Consider the following 20,208-nt stretch of genomic DNA (forward strand, 5'->3'; position numbering starts at 1 on the left):
GACCGGGTCCAATTCGCTCTAACCCGGCTGCCAGGAAAACAATATGACGATTAATGTTGGCGGGACTTTTTTTCTCAAGCCGGGTTCGATTTGCCGCATGGCGCTGATGGCGGGGCTGGTCGGCATGCTGCTGCCCGCTGCCGGCTGCACGAGCACCAGCACGAACAATGCGCCGACGGCGCTGACCGAAGGTCCTAAGGACACCGGTTCCTATCCGAACCTCAACATCCCGCCGCAGGTGGCCGCCAAGCAGCTCACCAAGGAAGAGACCGCGGCGAACCTCGCCCAGCTCAAGGCCGAGGAGCAGATGCAGATTGCCAAGGGCAGCGGCGTCAAGGCGCCGGCGAATTCGGCCGCGCTCAATACTTTGGCCAAGACGCATGGCGCCGACACGCTGAAGCAGATCGAGGGCAAATGCGACCCCGCCCTCGACCCTAGCTGCAATTAGGTCTATATCGCGCGCCGAAACTCTGATGGTCTGGAACTGAAATGGAAGAATTTCACAAGGTCCGCCGGCTTCCGCCTTACGTGTTCGAGCAGGTCAACCGGCTGAAGGCCAGCGCCCGTTCGCGCGGCGCCGACATCATCGACCTTGGCATGGGCAATCCGGACCTGCCGACGCCGAAAGCCATCGTCGACAAATTGTGCGAAGTAGTGCGCGATCCGCGCACGCATCGCTACTCCGCTTCGCGCGGCATTCCGGGCCTGCGCCGCGCCCAGGCCAATTATTATCAGCGCCGCTTCGGCGTGAAGCTCAATCCCGATACGCAAGTGGTGGCGACGCTGGGCTCGAAGGAGGGCTTCGCCAACATGGCGCAGGCGATCACCGCGCCCGGCGACGTCATCCTGTGCCCCAACCCGACCTATCCGATCCACGCCTTCGGCTTCATCATGTCGGGCGGGGTGATCCGCTCGCTGCAGGTGGAGCCCGATGACGGCTTCATCCCGGCGGTCGAGCGCGGCATCCGCCATTCGATCCCCAAGCCGCTGGCGCTGATCCTCAATTATCCGTCTAACCCGACGGCGCTTGTCGCCTCGCTCGATTTCTACAAGGACGTGGTGGCCTTCGCGAAGAAGAACGACATCATCATCCTGTCGGATCTCGCCTATTCGGAAATCTATTTCGACGGCAATCCGCCGCCATCGGTGCTGCAGGTGCCGGGCGCGATGGATGTCTGCGTCGAGTTCACCTCGATGTCGAAGACCTTTTCCATGCCCGGGTGGCGCATGGGCTTCGCGGTCGGCAACGAGCGGCTGATTTCGGCGCTGACGCGGGTGAAATCCTACCTCGACTACGGCGCCTTCACGCCGATCCAGGTCGCGGCGGCGCATGCGCTCAACGGCGACGGCGCCGATATCGAGGAGGTGCGCGAGGTCTACCACAAGCGGCGCGACGTAATGGTCGACTCCTTCGGCCGCGCCGGCTGGACCATTCCCGCGCCGGCGGCCTCGATGTTCGCCTGGGCGCCGATCCCGGAGCCGTTCCGCCATCTCGGCTCGCTGGAATTCTCCAAGCTGCTCATCGAGCATGCGGATGTCGCGGTGGCGCCGGGCGTCGGCTTCGGCGAGCATGGCGACGACTATGTGCGCCTGGCGCTGGTCGAGAACGAGCACCGGATCCGCCAGGCCGCGCGCAACATCAAGAAGTTCCTCGCGACCACCGCGAAGCAGCCCAACAATGTGGTGCCTTTAGCCGCTCACCGTTGAGTTGCCTGACATTTTTTGCACCTGACATTTTTTGCAAATTGAGGGGCCTCGCCGGACATGGCTGAAGCATTGCGTGTTGGAATTGCCGGCCTTGGCACGGTGGGCGCCTCGGTGGCGCGCGTGCTGCGCGACAAGGCGGCCGAGCTTACCCGGCAGTGCGGTCGCGACATCGTCGTGACCGCCGTTTCGGCCCGCGATCCGAAACGCGACCGAGGTATCGATCTTGGCGTCGCCAAATGGTTCGATGATCCGGTCAAGCTGGCCGAAAAGGCCGATATCGACGTCTTCGTCGAGCTGATCGGCGGTGACGAGGGGCCGGCGCGGCTCTCGGTGAAAGCGGCGCTCGAGGCTGGGCGCCATGTCGTGACCGCCAACAAGGCGCTGCTTGCCAAGCATGGCGTGGCGCTTGCCGAGATCGCCGAGAAGAAGGGTGTGCTGCTCAACTACGAGGCGGCGGTGGCCGGCGGCATCCCGGTCATCAAGACGATGCGAGAGGCAATGGCGGGCAACGCGGTGACCCGCGTCTTCGGCATTCTCAACGGCACGTGCAACTACATCCTGACGCGCATGGAAGCCGAAGGCATCTCCTTCGACGTCTGCCTGAAGGACGCGCAGCGGCTGGGCTACGCCGAAGCCGATCCGACCTTCGACATCGAAGGCCATGACACGGCGCACAAATTGTCGATCCTGACCAGCCTTGCGTTTGGGACGAAGATCGCCGCCGGCGACATCTATATGGAAGGCATCGCCAACATCACCCAAGCCGACATCCGCGCGGCGGGCGATCTCGGCTACCGCATCAAGCTGCTCGGCGTCGCGCAGCGCACCGATAGCGGCATAGAGCAGCGTGTCCATCCGACCATGGTGCCGACGGCGTCGGTCATCGCGCAGGTGCATGGCGTCACAAACGCGGTGGCGATCGAGACCGATATTCTGGGCGAGCTCTTGCTCTCGGGTCCTGGCGCGGGCGGCAATGCCACCGCCTCGGCGGTCGTCGGCGACATCGCCGACATCGCCAAGAGCCGACCGGGCTTCCAGCATGGCCCGGTCTTCGGCTGGCCGGCGAAGGAATTGAAGCCTTACAAGAAAGCGCAGATGCGCAGCCATGCCGGCGGCTATTTCATCCGGTTGACCGTGCATGACCGCACGGGCGTCTTCGCGGCCATCGCCAAACGCATGGCCGACAACGACATCTCGCTGGAATCGATCGTCCAGCAGGCGGCCGGCGCGGAAACGCAGGCGCAGAAGACGGTCATCCTCGTTACCCACGAGACGACGGAAGCGGCGGTGCGCAAGGCCGTCGAAGGCATCACCAAGGACGGTCATCTGACCGACAAGCCGCAGGTGATCCGCATCGAGCGGGCAGAATAAGCCAAGTCCGGTTCCTTCTTCAATCGATTGATTTTGCTGTCATTTCGAAAAATGACCCGGCAAGTCTTGCCGTTGTCATGGAGCTTTGTCAGAAGAAGCCCACCTCTGGCGGGAGGTTGAGTTTCACGAGGAATTTCTGTCCATGAACATAGCCCAGGACATCGCCGCCGGTCTCGACCGGATCCTTACGATGGAAGTCGTGCGTGTGACCGAGCGGGCGGCGGTCGCGGCGGCAAGGCTGCGCGGGCGCGGCGATGAGAAGGCTGCCGATCAGGTGGCGGTCGACGCCATGCGCCAGGAGCTCAACCGGCTGGCCATCAAAGGCACGGTGGTGATCGGCGAGGGCGAGCGCGACGAGGCGCCGATGCTCTATATCGGCGAGGAGGTCGGCACCGGCAAGGGTCCGGCCGTCGACATCGCGCTCGATCCGCTCGAGGGCACGACGATCTGCGCCAAGAACCTGCCCAACGCGCTTGCCGTAATCGCGATTGCGGAAAAGGGCAGCCTGCTGTTCGCGCCCGATGTCTATATGGACAAGATCGCCATCGGCCCCGGCTATCCCGAAGGTCTGATCGACATCGACGCCTCGCCGGCCGAAAACCTCGCCAATCTGGCCAAAGCCAAGGGCGTGGGCGTCTCCGATATCACCGCCTGCATCCTCGACCGGCCGCGTCACGCCAAGCTGATCGACGCCGTGCGCGCCACGGGTGCGGCGATCCGGCTGATCGGCGACGGCGATGTCGCGGGCGTCATCCACACCACTGATCCGGACGAGACCGGCATCGACATCTATCTCGGCACCGGCGGCGCGCCGGAGGGCGTGCTGGCGGCGGCCGCACTTCGCTGCACCGGCGGACAGATGCAGGGCCGGCTGATCCTCGACACGCCGGAGAAGGTGGCGCGCGCGCACCAAATGGGCATTTCCGACCCGAAGCGGATCTATCGCGCCCAGGACATGGCGCGGGGCGACGTGCTGTTCGCGGCGACCGGCGTCACCGACGGCAATTTGCTCGACGGGGTGAAGTTCGGCCGCACTTTCATCACCACGCACACCATCGTGCTGCGGTCGTCCTCGCGCACGGTGCGCGAGATCAAGGCGCGTCACCAGGATCTGGATAAGTTCTGATTTCGCTTCGTCCGGGCGTTTTGCCGCAATTCGAGGAAAACGTTCCACACCTTTCCCGGTTTGCCCGCTTCCCCGCAATTGCTCCGGCCGTCGCATATTGATATCTGCGCAATGATGATGTGCAGACGGCGCGTCGCATGACGGGCGAGAAACGGTTCTTCCTCGATGTCAGGCAGTCGGCGACCGGTGTTTCGTGGGAACACCGGCTGACCGAGCGCCAGGACATGGCCGCCTTGGCCATGGCGCAGGGCCATGGCGTGCCCGACATCGTGGCGCGAGTGCTTGCCGGGCGCGGCGTCAGCGTGGAGCAGACCGCGCGCTTCCTCGATCCGACCATTCGCGAGCTTCTGCCGAATCCAGCATCGCTGACCGATATGGAGAAAGCGGCGGCGAGGCTGGCCGATGCGGTCGTCGCCCACGAAAAAGTGGCGATCTTCGGCGATTATGATGTCGACGGCGCGGCCTCGTCTGCGCTGTTAAAACGCTTTCTCACGCATTTTTCCGTACCGTCCGAAATCTACATCCCGGACCGCATCTTCGAAGGCTACGGGCCCAATCCGGAAGCGATGCGGGACTTGATCTCGCGCGGCGCGAAGCTGATCGTCACCGTCGACTGCGGCACCAACAGCGCGACGTCGATCGACGCGGCCAGGCAAGCCGGCGCCGATGTCGTGGTGCTCGATCATCACCAGGTCGGCGGTCCGTTGCCGGCGGCGGACGCCGTGGTCAATCCCAATCGCGAGGACGACCTGTCGGGGCAGGGACATCTGTGCGCGGCCGGCGTCGTCTTCCTGTGCCTGGTGCAGACGGCCAAAGTGCTGCGCGCGAGGCTGCCGGACGCCGCGCCGGTCGATTTGCTTTCGATGCTCGATCTGGTGGCGCTGGCGACGGTCTGTGACGTGGTCCCGCTCACCGGCGTCAACCGCGCCTTCGTCATCAAGGGGCTGCAGGTGTTGCGCCAGCAGAAGAATGAGGGGCTGGCGGCGCTGGCGCGGGTCTCGCGCATCGGCGAGCCGATCAACACCTTCCATCTGTCATTCCTGATCGGCCCGCGCATCAATGCCGGCGGCCGCATCGGCGATGCCGCGCTCGGCAGCCGGCTTCTGGCCACCGACGATCCCGTCGAGGCGGCAGGCATTGCCGAGACGCTGGACCGGCTGAACCAGGAACGGCAGCAGATGGAACAGGAGATGCTGGCGCAGGCGCGCGCCGAGGCCGATGCGGAACTTGCGGGCGGCAACGGCCCGGCAGTCATCGTCACCGCCAGCAACAGCTGGCATCCGGGCATCGTCGGGCTGATCGCCTCGCGGCTCAAGGATCATGCGCGCCGGCCGGCCTTCGCCATCGCCTTCAACTCGACCGGCATCGGCACGGGCTCCGGCCGCTCGGTGACCGGCTTCGATCTCGGCCGGCTGGTGCGCGAGGCTGCCGAGGCCGGGCTGATCGTCAAGGGCGGTGGCCACGCGATGGCTGCAGGCGTCACCGTCGAGCGCTCCAAGCTCGGCGAACTGCGCGCCTTTTTTGAGCAGCGCGCCGCAGCCGACGTGTTTCGCCTGCAGAACGAGGAGAGCCTGGCGATCGACGGCGCCTTGGCCGCCGAGGGCGCCACGATCGCGCTGCTCGACGCGCTGGAGAAAGCCGGGCCGTTCGGGGCCGGGCACATCGCGCCGGTGTTCGTGCTGCCGCGCCACCGGCTGACCGATGCGCGCGCGATCGGCACCAATCACATTCGGGTGGACCTGCAGTCGCAAAGCGGCGGCAACATCCAAGCCATTGCGTTCCGTGCCGTCGACACGGCGCTCGGCGAATTCCTGTTTAAAAACAGGGGCAGGACCGTGCATATCGCCGGTTCGTTGTCGGGCAATTACTGGAACGGCAACCGCACGGTGCAGTTTCGCATCAGCGATGCGGCACTCGCTTAACGACGCAGTACAGTAGTACCTTGACACAGAGGTTTTGACCGGCTGGTTAGTGTGCGTTGGCAGATCCCATGCCTTGGCGATTAGCCGAGACGCCTATCGCGGTCGTCATCCACGGGCGGAGCAAGGAGCGAAGCGACGCGCGCAGACCCGAGGATCCATGCCGTGGCCTCGAAGCGCCGCGGCGGTCCAGAATTCTGCACCGTTGCACACCTCGGTCCAGATAACGGCATGGATTCCAGGGTCTGCGCGCGTCGCTTCGCTCCTTGCTCCGCCCTGGAATGACGAGGTTCAGGAGCCTTCAGCTCATGGCCAGCGTTTGCGCTGACTATGGCAACGGACATTGATAGACTTGCCCGACAAGCCCGGAATCTTTCCAAATCACTGTGTAGAGGAAGTAGCGGAATTCACACCAGGACGGACTGCAGCCGGGTCAGTTCGTTGATCTGGGACTTCGTCGCCTGATAGCCGAGGCTGATCGCCTCGTCGGCGCGATGGAATTCCGTCAGGCCGATATGGCTGAGTTTGGGCTGCAGCGACATATCCGGCGGATCGCCGGCGAGCCTGGCCCGCGAAATCCGGTCCTGAATGATGTTGAAAGCCTCAACCATGACGCCGGTGATGCCAAGGCGCGTCTGGTGTGACTGGGGATTAACCTGGCCGAGTCTCGGCGCGTCATTCTCCACGACCAGTTCGCCGGCGCTGTGCTTTATCACGGCGGCGCGGCCGAACAGGTCGTAGTGCAGGTTGACGGCGACCACGAGCGGCTGCTCATAGGCGCGGCAGACCGACACAGGCACCGGATTGACCAGCGCGCCGTCGACCAGGATGCGGCCGTTGCAGTTCACCGGCTCGAAAACGCCGGGCAGCGCGTAGGAGGCGCGCATGGCGGTGATCAGCGAGCCATTCGACAGCCAGATCTCATGGCCGGTGCGAATTTCCGAAGTGACGGCGACAAAGGGCTTCGACAAGTTCTCGAAGCGGACGCCGGCCAGATGCTCGCGCAGCCGCGCGTCGAGCTTCATGCCGCCGAACAGGCCGCTGCCGCGCAGATTGAGATCAAGAAGGCCGAAGATGCGCCGCTTGGTCAGGCTTCGGGCAAACTCCTCCAGCTCGTCCAGCTTGCCGGCAAGGTAGCAGCCGCCGACCAGCGCGCCGATCGAGGTGCCGGCAATCATCGATACTTCGATGCCGGCCTCGTCGAGCGCGCGCAGCACACCGATATGGGCCCAGCCCCTGGCGCAACCGCCGCCGAGCGCCAGCGAAATGCCGATTTTCTTCTGAGAGGTCGGGTCAGACGCGCCGCCGGACGATGCCGGGCCATTGGCCTCCCGAACGTCAGGTCTGCTGCGCAATGACGCCCATTCGAGCATCATGATCTCCCTTGTCCCATATCCCTTCTACCAAAAGGATATTTGAGAATAGTGAATCTGAATGGTTTGTGAATATCGAATGGTTCACACCGGCTTCCGATACGTCTGGTTCGCATCGAACAGCGGCTTGCTGCCATCGCCGACAAGCACCGCCTTGCCGTCGCTGAGCCCCACCGTCCGATAAAAACAAGAACGCCGTCCGGTGTGGCAGGTTGCGTCGTGGCCCAACACTTTGACGCGCAACCATATCGCGTCTTGGTCACAATCCGTGCGCATCTCGACGACCTGCTGGAAATTCCCCGAGGTCGCGCCCTTCTTCCACAGCGCTTTGCGCGAGCGCGACCAGTAATGAGCAATGCCGGTCTCAAGCGTAAGCGCCAGCGCCTCGGCGTTCATATGTGCGACCATCAAGAGCATGCCGTCGCCGGCATCGGTGACGACGACCGTGACGAGGCCGGCCGCATCGAAGCGCGGAGAAAGGACGGAGCCTTCCTCCAAGGCTTTCTTGTCGGATGGGGCTTTGAGGAATTGCAGTGCCGACATCGCCGGTCGCTCTTTCTTTCTAGAGGCCGGCGACGGCCGGCGATCAGCCGCCGGCGCGCACCATGGTGACGAAGCGGACCTGCTCCTCCGGCGTGTCCTTGAAGACACCGGTGAATGTGGAGGTCAGCGTGGTCGAGTCCTGCTTGCGGATACCGCGCATGGCCATGCACATATGCTCGGCCTCGAGCATAACGGCGACGCCGCGCGGGTTGAGCACGTCCTGGATGACGCCTGCGATCTGCGCGGTCATGGCCTCCTGCGTCTGCAGGCGGTGCGCGAAGATGTCGACGACGCGCGCGATCTTCGACAGGCCGACGACCTTGCCGTCAGGCAGATAGCCGACATGCGCCTTGCCGATGATCGGCACCATGTGATGCTCGCAATGCGAATGGAATTTTATGTTCCTGACGATGACGAGATCGTCATAGCCGGCGACTTCCTCGAAGGTGCGGCCAAGCTCGTCGGCCGGGCACATGTCATAGCCGTTGAACATTTCGCGGAAGGCTTTGGTGACGCGCTTGGGCGTGTCGATCAGGCCTTCGCGGTCCGGATTGTCGCCGGTCCAGCGCAAAAGCGTGCGCACGGCGGCTTCGACCTCGGCTTCGCTCGGCCGGTCGGTGACGGGCTTTTCCAAATATTCGGACGGGGGCATGATTTTCTTGATGACGGCATCCATAAAGGCGTCTCCCGTAGTCCCACTCAAAGGTGGAACGAGTTGAACGGACCACGACCTTTTGGGTGAAAATCGCCCATTTCCATCCCGCAAGCGGCGTGAACAGATGAGCAGGGACAACGGCTTTTTCGTCGCCTTGTCGATGCCCGACTGCGACCATTATATATGGTTCGAGCGGCGCGAAAGGAAGACGCGAGAGCGGCAAAGCCTGTTCGCTTGGCGCCGACGGATTGGAAAAATATGATCGACGACGTCTACAATGCGAAAATTCTCGGTTTCGCCGGGAATATAGGGCGGATCGGCCGGCTCGACGATGCCGACGCGACGGCCAGGGCGCATTCCAAATTGTGCGGCTCGACCGTCACCGTCGACCTCAAAATGGACGGCGACGTGGTGACCGATTTCGCCCATGACGTGAAGGCCTGCGCGCTCGGCCAGGCCTCGTCCTCGATCATGGCCCAGCATGTGGTCGGCGCCAGCGCCGACGAATTGCGCACCGTGCGCGAAACCATGCTGAAGATGCTGAAGGAGAACGGCGCGCCGCCGGAAGGCCGTTTCGCCGACCTCAAATATCTGGAGCCGGTGCGCGACTACAAGGCGCGCCATGCCTCGACCATGCTGACCTTCGACGCGGTGGTCGACGCGATCGGCCAGATCGAGAAGAAGCGCGCCGAACAGGCGGCTTGAGCGCAGCGGTCAGGCCGCTCCCCTGTTCGCGGCGAACTCGCCTCGTATCCAGTCCGCAAATGCCTTGGCGGGTTCCGGCAGATTCCGTAGGCTCCTGGCCACCAGCCAATAGGCACCGGAAGCGACATCGATATCGAACGGCTTGATCAAAGCGCCTGACGCAAGGTCCTCGCCGATCTGCAAAAGATCGCCGAGCGCCACGCCATGGCCAAGCAGGGCAGCCTGTTTCGAAAGCGAGACATCGGCCAGCATCGGGCCACGCGCGGGCACTGCGTCGGCGGGCACGCCGGCGGCCTGGAACCAGCGCGCCCAACCTTGGCGGTTTTCCTCATGCAGCAGCGTGTAATGGCGAAGGTCGATCGGCTTTTCCAGCGGAGGGCCGGAGGCGAGCAGCGCCGGCGACAGGACCGGTGAATCGACAGTCGAGGCCAGGCGCTCGGCCTCGCTACGCGGCCATGACGTGGCGTGGGCGCTAAAACGCAAGGCGAGCTCGGGCTGATCGCTGCGGAACTCGATCGGCCGTGGATCGACTTCGAGGGACACATCGATATCGGGCCGCAACTGGCGAAAGCGATTGAGCCGAGGCAGCAGCCATATGGCGGCAAGGGAGGGTTCGACGCTGACGCGGACAATCGCCTGCGCCGGCGAGGCCGTGAGCTCCGAAAGCACGCGGTCGATGTCGTCGAAGCTTCTGACCAATCGCTCGAGTAGCCTTTGCCCCGCATCCGTCAGTTCGACGCGGCGATGAAGGCGCAGAAACAGCGGTCTGCCCAAAAAGGTCTCGAGCTCGCGTATCTGCCGGCTGATCGCGGCCTGCGAGACGTAAAGCTCCTCGGCCGCCCGGCTGAAGCTCAAATGCCGGCCGGCCGTCTCGAAGCTCCTGAGCGCCGTCAGCGGCAGCCGGCCACGCTTCATGTCCCATAACCTCAAGTTATCCGACGCGGAAATTATACTCGTTTGAGAGGCAAGGCCAGCGGCAGTCTAATCCGTTTCAAAGGAGACCTGCCATGAACGAGTTCCTGGCCATTTTCAGCGACGTGATACGGATAGCGACCTTCCAATGGCATGCCGAAGTCGCGCGCGGGGGACATCACCATAATTGTCGGGATCTTCCCCACCACCATCGCCCATGGGACAACGGCCATCCCGTCCGGCGCTCCAGACCCTGACGGCAAAAGCATTGCGTTTCAGCACCGAAGCCCACATCTATCGCGCAGTGAAACAGGCTGCGGAGCGATGGGCGACCATTCCGGACATACGCACGGCACCCGGCCGATCCAACATGGACGCAATTGGCCGGGACCTTGGCGCAAGACGCCCGGGCGCGTCCTGGGCACGTCGCTCGTGCGCCTCTATCAACTGACGCTCTCAGGCTTCGTCGGCAACAGCTGCCGGCACCTGCCGACCTGCTCCGAATATGCCCATGAGGCGATTGCCCGCCATGGCCTGTGGGCGGGCGGCTGGATGGGACTGTTCCGGGTGCTGCGCTGCGGGCCGTTTGGGACGCATGGCATCGACCGCGTGCCGGAGGTGCTTGCCCAGCGCTATGTCTGGTTCATGCCCTGGCGCTATTGGCGGATCGGCAAAAGGCACAGCGAGCCCGAAATCTGATCGCTTCGCCGTCCCGCGCGACGCGGATTTTAACGATCCGGTAGGGTTAACGCGAAGCTGCACGAACACTGCGAATTTGAGACAAAATCGAGACAAGTCGTCTCGCTAAGCCGCTCCTGTAATCTCATACCGGAGTGACTTCGCCATGCGCCAGATGGACCGCTATCCTTTCATTTTCGCCATCGTCCTTTTCCTGCTGGCCTGGATGCTGGGCTTGCCGGTGCGGGCGCAATCGGCGCCGCTCGGCGACATCCACTGCACGCTGATCCAGGACCAGCAAAGCGGCGCAACACTTTACCAGGACGGCGTCTGCGAGCAGCGCGTCAGCCCGGCTTCTACCTTCAAGGTGCCCCTGGCGCTGATCGGCTACGATGCCGGCATCCTGAGCGACGAGCATACGCCGAGCTGGGAGTACAAGCCGGAGTTCAAGGCGGCGAAGCGCGACCAGAAGACCGTCGATCCGACGATCTGGGAGCGCGATTCCATCGTCTGGTATTCGCGCGAGATCACGCGGCATCTCGGCGCCGAGAAGTTCGCCGGTTATGTGGCGAAATTCGGCTATGGCAACAAGGATGTCTCGGGCGATGCCGGCAAGGACAACGGGCTGACGCAATGCTGGATCAATTCCTCGCTCGAAATATCGCCGGTCGAGCAGACGGCGTTTCTGCGCCAGCTGCTCGCCGGCAAGATGCCGGTGTCAGCGAAGGCGCATGAGATGACCAGGGCGATCCTGCCGACCTTCGCGGCAGGGGACTGGACGGTACAAGGCAAGACGGGCAGCACCAGGCTCGGCCAGGACGGCAAGCGCTCGCTCGGCTGGTTCGTCGGCTGGGCCGAGAAGGGGAGCCGGCGCATCGTCTTTGCAAGGCTGGTCGTCGATGCCAAGCGTACCGGAGAGCCGAAGGGTCTCGCGACGCGGGCGGCGTTCCTGAAGGATTTGCCCGACCTCATCAAATAGAACGGGTTGCGGCTTTACGTCGGCGGAAACTCCTCATAAAAGACTGCCGCGCCGGACGCCTCCGGCTAACCCTCTGCAAGCCGCACGCATCCTGCGACATGCATTTCACCACCCGCGCTCGTTTGCGGGACTGGATAGGAGAATCCTGATGCCGAATTCCGTTTCCCTGACATTTCCCGATGGTTCGGTCCGCGACTACGACGCAGCGCTGACCGGCGCCGGCCTTGCCGAGTCAATCTCCAAGTCGCTGGCCAAGAAGGCTGTCGCCTATAGCCTCGACGGCATCGTTCGCGATCTTTCCGATCCGCTCGGCACGTCCGGCAAGGTCGAGATCATCACCCGCGAGGATCCGCGCGCGCTGGAGCTCATCCGCCACGATGCGGCGCATGTGCTGGCAGAGGCCGTGCAGGAGCTGTGGCCGGGAACGCAGGTGACGATCGGGCCGGTTATCGAGAACGGGTTCTATTATGACTTTGCCAGGAACGAGCCGTTCACGCCGGACGATTTTCCGGTGATCGAAAAGAAGATGCGCGAGATCATCCAGCGCAACAAGCCGTTCACCAAGGAAGTGTGGTCGCGCGAGAAGGCGAAGAAGGTCTTCGCCGAAAAGGGCGAGCGCTACAAGCTTGAGCTGATCGACGCGATTCCGGAGGACCAGGACCTCAAAATCTACGCACAGGGCGACTGGTTCGACCTGTGCCGCGGTCCGCATATGGCCTCGACCGGGCAGATCGGCAATGCCTTCAAGCTCATGAAGGTGGCGGGCGCCTATTGGCGCGGCGACTCGAACAATCCGATGCTGACGCGCATCTACGGCACAGCCTTTGCCGACCAGGCGCAGCTCGATGCCTACCAGACCCTGCTGGAAGAGGCCGAGAAGCGCGACCACCGCAAGCTCGGCCGCGAGATGGACCTGTTCCATTTCCAGGAAGAGGGACCGGGCGTCGTCTTCTGGCACGCCAAGGGCTGGAAGATGGTGCAGAACCTGATCAACTACATGCGCCGCCGCCTCGACGAGCACGGCTATCAGGAAGTCAACGCGCCGCAGGTGCTGGACAAGAGCCTGTGGGAGACGTCGGGACACTGGGGCTGGTACCGTGATGCGATGTTCAAGGTCACGGTCGCCGGCGACGACACCGACGATGACCGCGTCTTCGCGCTGAAGCCGATGAATTGTCCGGGCCATGTGCAGATCTTCAAGCATGGGTTGAAGTCATACCGCGAACTGCCCGTAAAGCTTGCGGAGTTCGGCAATGTGCATCGCTACGAGCCGTCGGGCGCGCTGCACGGGCTGATGCGCGTGCGCGGCTTCACGCAAGATGACGCCCATATCTTCTGCACCGAGGAGCAACTGGCGGCCGAGTGCCTGCGCATCAACGACCTGATCCTGTCCACCTATGCCGATTTCGGCTTCGAGGAGGTCAGCGTGAAGCTGTCGACGCGGCCGGACAAGCGCGTCGGCACCGACGAGGCCTGGGACCATGCCGAGGCGATCATGAGCAATGTGCTGGAGACGATCCGCACGCGCTCCGGCAACCGCATCAAGACCTCGATCAATCCGGGCGAGGGCGCCTTCTACGGGCCGAAATTCGAATATGTGCTGAAGGACGCCATCGGCCGCGAATGGCAATGCGGCACCACGCAGGTCGACTTCAACCTGCCGGAGCGCTTCGGTGCCTTCTATATCGGCTCGGATTCGGAGAAGAAGCAGCCGGTGATGGTGCATCGCGCCGTCTGCGGCTCGATGGAGCGCTTCCTCGGCATCCTGATCGAGAACTATTCCGGCCATTTCCCGCTGTGGTTCGCACCGCTGCAGGTGGTGGTGGCGACGATCACCTCGGATGCGGACGAGTACGCCTTGAATGTGGTCGAGCGGCTGAAGGCCGCGGGGCTGCTCGCCGAAGCCGACCTGCGCAACGAGAAGATCAACTATAAGGTGCGCGAGCATTCGCTCGCCAAGGTGCCGGTTATCCTCGTCTGCGGCAGGCGCGAGGCGGAAGAGGAAACCGTCAATGTCCGCCGGCTTGGCTCCCGCGACCAGGAATCGCTGAAGCTCGAGGATGCCGTGAAGTCTCTCACCGACGAGGCGGTCTCGCCCGACCGCAAGCGTCGCGCAGCCTGACTTACCAGCGCTTCCTTGAATGGCGGTGGCGTGTCCACCGCCATTTTCATATGCCTGTCACGCCAGCCTTGTAACGAGCCGCCATGCTCAAGTTGAAACTGCGGGAAAGACGGTTTCCCGAGCTTTCCTACGCCAACCCGCATCAACCGGTGCTGACGCGCTGGTTCATCCATTCGGTCGAGGGCCTGTCGGGGCGCGACCGCTTCGCCGTGCTCTACGATTTCTGGCGTCGCCAGGTTGTGCCGACAGGCGACCGCGTATTCAGCCGCATGCTGGAATTGATCGACGTCAAGGTCCGCAACGCTGTGCAATGGCCGCCGCCAGCGCTGCCGGACACGCCGCTGGTCATCGTCGCAAACCATCCCTTCGGCATCGGCGACGGCATTGCGGTGCTGTCGCTGGCCGAGCAGCTCGGCCGGCCGTTCCGGGTCATGATCCACAAGGATCTGCTCAGGATCCGCGAGATGGAGCCCTATTCGCTGCCGATCGATTTTTCCGAGACCAAGGAAGCGTTGAAGAACAACATGGCGGTGCGCCATGAAGCGGTGCGGCTGTTGAAGGAAGGCGTCACCATCGTCGTGTTCCCGGCCGGCGGCGTAGCCACGGCGCCGAAGGGTTTCGGCCGCGCCATCGACCTGCCGTGGAAGATGTTCCCGGCCAAGCTCGTCCAGGACGCCAAGGCCTCGGTCATTCCGATGCATTTCTCCGGCCAGAACGGCCGCCTGTTCCATCTCGTCAGCGGCCCGATGAACATGGCCGAGCGCGACAACCGCGTGGCGAAGTTCATCGGCAAGGCGTCGCTGACGCTGCGCACCTCCTTGCTTATCCGCGAATTCGCCCGACTGTCGGGCAAGGCGATCGAGGTGCGCATCGGCGACGTGCTGAGATGGAGCGAACTCGAGCCGCTGCGCGACCGCAAGGCGCTGCTCGATCGCCTCTATCGCGCGGTCTTCGATCTGGCGACGCCTTCCGCGCAGCGTGGCCGCGTGCCGTTCCTGCCGAAGCGGATGCGCAAGGCGGCCTGATCAGCCCGATCAGTCCGCGCCTTCCTCGGGGTCGATGGCTGAGGATTCGTTGGCCACGACCTCGATTTCCTGGTTCTGGCCGGCAACGACCGTGAAATCCTTCTGGTAGATACGGTCGCGGTTCTTGGCGATGATGGTGTATTGGCCTTCGGCCAGCACCATCGAGGCGAAGGCGCCGACCGCTTCCTTGATCGGATCGCCGCTCTCGTTGAGCAGCGACCAGGACGTGTCGGCGATGGCCTCGCCGCCGGGCTCGCGCACCAGCTTCATCGTCATCTCGGCGGCGCGGTGCTCGACGGTCGCCTCCGTCAGCTTGCCGGCCTCGACGCGGATGTCGGAGCGGATCACGGCGTTGACCGCGCCGTAGGTGGAGACGACGTGGTAGGTGCCGGCGTTCAGCCGCACAACGGTGTTCGGCGCGACGTCGGGGGCGATCAGCGCCCGGTCGCCATTGGCCGCGGCTTGGCCTTCATAGATCGAGAAGCGCAATTTCTTCGGCGGGATGGGCGCGCCGCCCGACGTCACCGCGTCGAGCTTCAGGCCGCCGGCGTCGAGCACAAGGCTTTCGCGCTTTGCCTCCTTGCCGACCGTGATGCGTTTGGTGGCGCCGGCGCGTCCGTAGGAGGCATGGACAAGATAGCTGCCGGGGTCGAGCTGGAACACGGCTGTGCCGCCATGGGCGGATGCTACCATCGGCAGTTTGCCATCACTGGCGGGCTGCGGCCTGAAAACCCGCCAGACGATGCCGCGGGTGATGTCGGCGCCCTTGTCGGTCAACTGCGCCGACAGCGTGATGGCGCCGCCGTTGCCGAGCGCCAGCGGCGTCCCGGCCTTCGGCGTTGCGTAGCTCGAAATGCCTGGAAGCTTGATGTCGCCGATGTCGTTGGCGTTCTGGGCCAGCGCGAAGGAAACCGGCACCGCGAACAACGCAGCGACGAGTGCGATCACGAAAAGGCGCAAGATCCCCTCAAACATGCCTTGCGTTGAAGCCCAAGGCGGTGGCAATTTCAAGGCCTAGAAGCGCGCCGCCCGGCGCGGCGGCTTCTTATCAGGCGCAAAACGCCACCGCCCGAGCCGCCCGACCTCCCGATGGCGTGCTTCAGCTCAAAATCGAATGCCTTCAGGAGACTTGCGCCCATGGCGTCGCCGATCATCGACTTTCTGCTCACCCGCAATTCTGCGCCGATCCCCGACCTCAAGGAGCCGGCGCCGAGCGATGCCGAGATCGCGACGATGATCGCAGCCGCCTCGCGCGTTCCCGACCACGGCCGGCTCGAGCCATGGCGGTTCATCCTTTATCGCGGCGAGGCGCGCATCGAGATCGGCAAGAAGCTGGCGGCGCTTGCCGAACAGCGCGAGGGACCGCTGCCGGAAGGCCGGCGCAACCAGGAACTGGCACGCTTCTCGCGCGCGCCACTGGTGATCGGCGTCGTGTCGGTGCCGAAGGAGAACCCGAAGATCCCGCAATGGGAGATGTTCCTGTCGGGCGGCATGGCGGCGATGAACCTGATGATCGCGGCGAACGCGCTGGGCTATGGCACCAACATGATCAGCAACTGGTATTCCGACGTTCCGGAGGGCAGGGCGATCCTCGGGCTGTCGCCGCAGGAGCGTGTCATCGGCTTCGTCCATATCGGCTCCTATCAGGGACCGGCGCCGGAGCGGCCGCGGCCCGATCCGGCAAAGCTCTATGGCGATTACGCCGGTCCCTGGGCCGGTTAGGTGCTTTTGCGGGTTTTCGGAGGAACGGCGGCAGCGGGCGGCCAATAGTGGTGGGGGACGTCACGGAAGGTTGATCATGATCTCGAGATTGGTTTTCCAGACATTCGTATGGTTCGGCATCATGGGCGTGCTGCTGTTTCTGTCGGCCGGCACGCTGCACTGGACCGGAGCTTGGGTGTACATAGTCGTGATGGTCGGGCTGAGCCTTACGATGGGCGTGGCGCTCGCCCGGCGCGATCCAGGCCTGATGAATGAGCGTCTCCGCCCGCCGATCCAGAAGACCCAGACCACGGCCGACAAGATCTTGCTGAGCATATTGCTGCTCGGCATCTTCGCCTGGCTGGCCCTGATGGGGCTCGACTTCCGTTTCGGCTGGTCGGCAGCTCCCGTCTGGGTGCGGGTGGTCGGCGTGCTGGTCCTGCTCGTAGGTATCTGGATCTGCTATCTCACTATGCTGGAAAACAGCTTCGCTGCACCTGTCGTGAAGATCCAGGACGAGCGCGGGCAGAAGGTGATCACGACCGGCCCATACAGTTATGTCCGCTATGTCCGCCATCCGATGTATGCCGGCGCCATACTTTATTTCGCCGGCACGGCGCTGCTGCTTGGTTCCTGGTGGGGACTGGCGTCGGTGCTTGTCTTCATCGTCCTGCTCGGCATCCGCACCTTCATCGAGGAAAAGACGTTGCGAACCGGCCTGCAGGGCTATGACGTTTATGCTGCCCGCGTGCGCTACAAGCTGATCCCGATGGTCTGGTAACCTCAGGCAAGGCTGCCCGCCGCCCTGGCGCGGGCCAATAAACGCTCGGCCAGACGCAAATGCGGCCTGTCGTACATCTTGCCGTCGATGCCGACGACGCCCGGATTTCCCGCCGCCGCGAAGGCATCGACGATCGCCCGCGATCGCGCGACCGCTTCGGCGGACGGCGTGAAGGCGGCATTGATGACTGGCACCTGCGCCGGATGGATCGCCATCTTGCCGGTGAAGCCGTCGCGCTCGGCCTCGCGGCATTCCTTCCCAAGGGCGGCCATATCGCGGAAATCGGGAAAGACGGTGTCGATGGCGGCGACTTCGGCCGCGCCGGCCGCCAGAATGGTCATGGTCCGCGCCAGACGAAACACGTCGGTGTAGCGGCCGCTCTCGTCGCGGGTCGCGCGCGCGCCGATCGCCGCGGACAAATCCTCCGCGCCCCAGGTCAGGCCGGCAAGCCGCGCGCTTGCGCCGGCATAGCTCGCCGCCGCCAGCACGCCCGCCGCGGTCTCGGTGATGATCGGCAGGATTCTTATGGCGCCGTCCGGAAGCCCGTTCTCGGCCTCGTGCACTCGCAGCTTTGCCGCCAGCTGCTGGACGTCTTGCCCGCTGTTCGACTTCGGCAGCATGATGCCGTCGGGCTTCGCCACGACGAGCGCCGCAAGATCGTCGTCGGTCAGGCCGGTGGAAAGATCGTTGACCCGCACATAGATGGCCGAACCCGTCCGGTCTCTTTGGCTCGAGATGAAACCGGCCGAGGTCGCGCGCGCCGCCGCCTTGCTGGCGGCGGCAACGGAATCCTCGAGATCGACGATAACCACGTCGGCGCCGGCCTCGAATCCCTTTTCCAGCTTGCGCTCGGAATCGCCGGGCACGAACAGCAGCGAGCGCATCAGGCCGCCTTCCTCAGCATCATCGCCTGCCTGGTGCATTTGGCGACAAGAATGTCGTTCTGATTGTAGGCGCGGTGCTCGAACTCAACGATGCCGCGATCGGGTTTCGACTTGGAGTCGCGCACGGAGACAACCGTCGTCTCGACCCGGATGGTGTCGCCGTGGAAGACGGGGTGCGGGAACACCGTTTCCTTCATGCCGAGATTGGCGACCGTGGTGCCGACGGTGATGTCGTTCACCGAGATGCCGATCATCAGACCGAGCGTGAACAGCGAATTCACCAGCGGCTTGCCCCATTCGGTTTTCGCGGCAAAGTCGAAATCGATGTGCAAGGGCTGCGGGTTGAGCGTCATCGCCGAAAACAGCATGTTGTCGCTCTCGGTCACAGTCTTGCGCAGCGTGTGGCGGAAGACATGGCCGACGACAAACTCTTCCAGATAAAGCCCGGCCATGGTTCGATTTCCTCCAATGTCCTTGCTTGATAGGCGTTGGCTGCGCCCCCATCAAGCCGGTTAAGAAACATGGTGAACCGTTCGTAAACCATTTGCAGCCTACCGTTCACAACGGGGCCGGGACCTTTCCGGCAAGGGCGCAGCTGGTCGGTATGGTTGTTTCGCATTTTCTAAAATGGATTGATACGGCAAGGGTTTCCGAGCGTGCCGCCGCCGCGAGCGCGCTGGCGCGCGCCTATATCAACTCCGATCTGCCGTTCGAGGATCGCTGTGCCGCCGAGGCGGCGCTGACGCTGCTTCTGGACGACGCTTCGTCCAAGGTGCGCCTGGCGCTTGCCGAGGCGCTGTCGATGAGCCATCACGCGCCGCCGCAGGTGATCAGCGCCTTGGCCGCCGACCAGCCGGAAGTGGCGGCGCTGGTGCTCGCGCGTTCGCCGCTGCTTACCGATGCCGATCTGGTCGAGCGCGTCGCCTGCGGCCAGAAGGTGACGCAGAAGCTGATCGCCAACCGTCCGGTCGTCTCGATGTCGCTGGCGGCGGCGATCGCCGAGATCGGCGAACCGGAAGCCTGCGCCGCGCTGATCGGCAACAGCGGCGCCGAGATCGCTTCGCTGAGCTTCCGCCGCATGGCCGAGCGGCACGGCCACCTGCCACTGGTGCGCGAGGCGCTGATTGCCGATCGGCGCCTGCCGGCCGACTGCCGGCACATGTTGCTGGTCAAGCTCGGCGAGACCTTGAAAGGTTCGCCGCTGGTGCTGGCGATGATGGGGGCGGCGCGAGCCGATCGCGTCATGCGTGATGCCTGCGTGAAAGCCTCGGTGACGCTGATCGAGGGAACGCGCATGGAGGAGCATGCGGCGCTGATCGAGCATTTGCGGCTGCGCGGCGACCTCACCGCCGGTTTCATCATCCGCACCATCGCGCATGGCAAGGTGGACTTCTTCGGCTCGACGCTGGTGGCCTTAGCCCGACAATCCGAGCAACGGGTGACGGCACTTCTCGCCGGCGGGCACGACGTTGCGCTGCAGGCGCTGTTCCGCAGCGCCGGGCTTGCGCCGGCCACGCATGGCATCATCCTGAGGGCGCTGAAAGTCTGGCGCGAGGTCGCCAATGGCCGGCGTGTCGCCGGCGTGCAGGAAGTGAGCTGGCTGATGCTGAAGGAACTCGGCGGCCAATCGGCCGAGGGCGATCTTGCCGGGCTGGTGAAGTCGATCCATCTCGACGCGCTGCGCGAAAACGCGCGTGGACACGCGCTGGCCATCGCCGCCGCCTGAG

Annotated in this window: 20 protein-coding genes; 13 read left to right on the forward strand and 7 right to left on the reverse strand. The window is 64.0% G+C overall.

The genetic code is table 11. From position 1 onward, the window contains the following. The first annotated feature begins 43 nt into the window (after positions 1-43). The 5 genes from CK219_RS01845 (at position 44) to recJ (ending at position 6,126) form a co-directional block, all read left to right on the forward strand. A complete protein-coding gene (locus CK219_RS01845) occupies positions 44-448 on the forward strand; it encodes a hypothetical protein (protein WP_176476904.1) in 405 nt (134 codons plus the stop codon). A gap of 41 nt (positions 449-489) precedes the next feature. Further along, entirely contained in the window at positions 490-1,707 is a 1,218-nt protein-coding gene (locus CK219_RS01850) for an LL-diaminopimelate aminotransferase (protein ID WP_095765055.1), read from the forward strand. A gap of 57 nt (positions 1,708-1,764) precedes the next feature. Continuing rightward, on the forward strand, positions 1,765-3,078 hold the full coding sequence (locus tag CK219_RS01855) for a homoserine dehydrogenase (protein WP_095765056.1): 1,314 nt from the start codon (positions 1,765-1,767) through the stop codon (positions 3,076-3,078). Positions 3,079-3,220: 142 nt separating this feature from the next. After that, positions 3,221-4,204 (forward strand): class II fructose-bisphosphatase, encoded by a 984-nt coding sequence (gene glpX / locus CK219_RS01860; RefSeq protein WP_095765057.1) that lies wholly within the window; start codon positions 3,221-3,223, stop codon positions 4,202-4,204. Positions 4,205-4,341: 137 nt separating this feature from the next. After that, on the forward strand, positions 4,342-6,126 hold the full coding sequence (gene recJ / locus CK219_RS01865; RefSeq protein ID WP_095765058.1) for a single-stranded-DNA-specific exonuclease RecJ: 1,785 nt from the start codon (positions 4,342-4,344) through the stop codon (positions 6,124-6,126). A 404-nt stretch (positions 6,127-6,530) separates the two neighbouring features. Here the strand turns inward: recJ and CK219_RS01870 are convergent, their stop codons facing one another. From CK219_RS01870 to folE, 3 genes are all read right to left on the reverse strand, one after another. Further along, complete coding sequence (locus tag CK219_RS01870; RefSeq protein ID WP_095765574.1) at positions 6,531-7,496, reverse strand: patatin family protein; 966 nt, start codon at positions 7,494-7,496, stop codon at positions 6,531-6,533. 84 nt (positions 7,497-7,580) lie between these two features. Next, complete coding sequence (gene hisI / locus CK219_RS01875; RefSeq protein ID WP_095765059.1) at positions 7,581-8,039, reverse strand: phosphoribosyl-AMP cyclohydrolase; 459 nt, start codon at positions 8,037-8,039, stop codon at positions 7,581-7,583. Positions 8,040-8,082: 43 nt separating this feature from the next. Beyond that, positions 8,083-8,715 carry a GTP cyclohydrolase I FolE gene (gene folE / locus CK219_RS01880; RefSeq protein WP_095765060.1) on the reverse strand — a complete coding sequence of 211 codons (633 nt, stop codon included), beginning with the start codon at positions 8,713-8,715 and terminating at the stop codon, positions 8,083-8,085. Positions 8,716-8,952: 237 nt separating this feature from the next. Between folE and CK219_RS01885 the strand changes: the two genes are divergently transcribed. Continuing rightward, positions 8,953-9,399 (forward strand): iron-sulfur cluster assembly scaffold protein, encoded by a 447-nt coding sequence (locus tag CK219_RS01885; protein ID WP_095765061.1) that lies wholly within the window; start codon positions 8,953-8,955, stop codon positions 9,397-9,399. A 9-nt stretch (positions 9,400-9,408) separates the two neighbouring features. Here CK219_RS01885 and CK219_RS01890 read toward each other — a convergent pair whose 3' ends face one another. Beyond that, positions 9,409-10,314, reverse strand: coding sequence for a LysR substrate-binding domain-containing protein (locus tag CK219_RS01890; RefSeq protein ID WP_095765062.1), 906 nt, complete (start codon positions 10,312-10,314; stop codon positions 9,409-9,411). Between the two features lie 321 nt (positions 10,315-10,635). Here CK219_RS01890 and yidD point away from each other — a divergent pair, with 321 nt between their 5' ends. The 4 genes from yidD to CK219_RS01910 all read left to right on the forward strand — a co-directional run bounded on the left by yidD (position 10,636) and on the right by CK219_RS01910 (position 15,115). Then, a complete protein-coding gene (gene yidD, locus CK219_RS01895) occupies positions 10,636-11,010 on the forward strand; it encodes a membrane protein insertion efficiency factor YidD (RefSeq protein WP_095765063.1) in 375 nt (124 codons plus the stop codon). 145 nt (positions 11,011-11,155) lie between these two features. After that, entirely contained in the window at positions 11,156-11,968 is an 813-nt protein-coding gene (gene blaOXA / locus CK219_RS01900) for a class D beta-lactamase (protein ID WP_095765064.1), read from the forward strand. 148 nt (positions 11,969-12,116) lie between these two features. Continuing rightward, the gene (gene thrS / locus CK219_RS01905) at positions 12,117-14,090 is read left to right on the forward strand and encodes a threonine--tRNA ligase (RefSeq protein ID WP_095765065.1); all 1,974 of its coding nucleotides are present in this window, start codon (positions 12,117-12,119) and stop codon (positions 14,088-14,090) included. An 83-nt stretch (positions 14,091-14,173) separates the two neighbouring features. Then, the gene (locus CK219_RS01910) at positions 14,174-15,115 is read left to right on the forward strand and encodes a GNAT family N-acetyltransferase (RefSeq protein ID WP_095765066.1); all 942 of its coding nucleotides are present in this window, start codon (positions 14,174-14,176) and stop codon (positions 15,113-15,115) included. 9 nt (positions 15,116-15,124) lie between these two features. Here CK219_RS01910 and CK219_RS01915 read toward each other — a convergent pair whose 3' ends face one another. Continuing rightward, positions 15,125-16,090 carry a hypothetical protein gene (locus tag CK219_RS01915; protein ID WP_095765067.1) on the reverse strand — a complete coding sequence of 322 codons (966 nt, stop codon included), beginning with the start codon at positions 16,088-16,090 and terminating at the stop codon, positions 15,125-15,127. Between the two features lie 162 nt (positions 16,091-16,252). On the opposite strand from CK219_RS01915, the gene CK219_RS01920 reads away from it, so the two are divergent. Beyond that, a complete protein-coding gene (locus CK219_RS01920; protein ID WP_095765068.1) occupies positions 16,253-16,837 on the forward strand; it encodes a nitroreductase in 585 nt (194 codons plus the stop codon). A 76-nt stretch (positions 16,838-16,913) separates the two neighbouring features. Further along, positions 16,914-17,597, forward strand: coding sequence for an isoprenylcysteine carboxylmethyltransferase family protein (locus CK219_RS01925; protein WP_095765069.1), 684 nt, complete (start codon positions 16,914-16,916; stop codon positions 17,595-17,597). Between the two features lie 2 nt (positions 17,598-17,599). Here the strand turns inward: CK219_RS01925 and CK219_RS01930 are convergent, their stop codons facing one another. After that, positions 17,600-18,481, reverse strand: coding sequence for a CoA ester lyase (locus CK219_RS01930; protein WP_095765575.1), 882 nt, complete (start codon positions 18,479-18,481; stop codon positions 17,600-17,602). Continuing rightward, positions 18,481-18,933 (reverse strand): MaoC family dehydratase, encoded by a 453-nt coding sequence (locus tag CK219_RS01935; RefSeq protein ID WP_095765070.1) that lies wholly within the window; start codon positions 18,931-18,933, stop codon positions 18,481-18,483. The genes CK219_RS01930 and CK219_RS01935 overlap by 1 nt, the downstream gene beginning before the upstream one ends. 152 nt (positions 18,934-19,085) lie before the next feature. Between CK219_RS01935 and CK219_RS01940 the strand changes: the two genes are divergently transcribed. After that, positions 19,086-20,207: a DUF2336 domain-containing protein gene (locus tag CK219_RS01940; RefSeq protein WP_095765071.1), complete on the forward strand. Its 1,122-nt coding sequence runs from the start codon at positions 19,086-19,088 to the stop codon at positions 20,205-20,207. Position 20,208 lies beyond the last annotated feature (1 nt).

The sequence above is a fragment of the Mesorhizobium sp. WSM4313 genome, from assembly GCF_002294725.1.
Classification (GTDB): domain Bacteria; phylum Pseudomonadota; class Alphaproteobacteria; order Rhizobiales; family Rhizobiaceae; genus Mesorhizobium.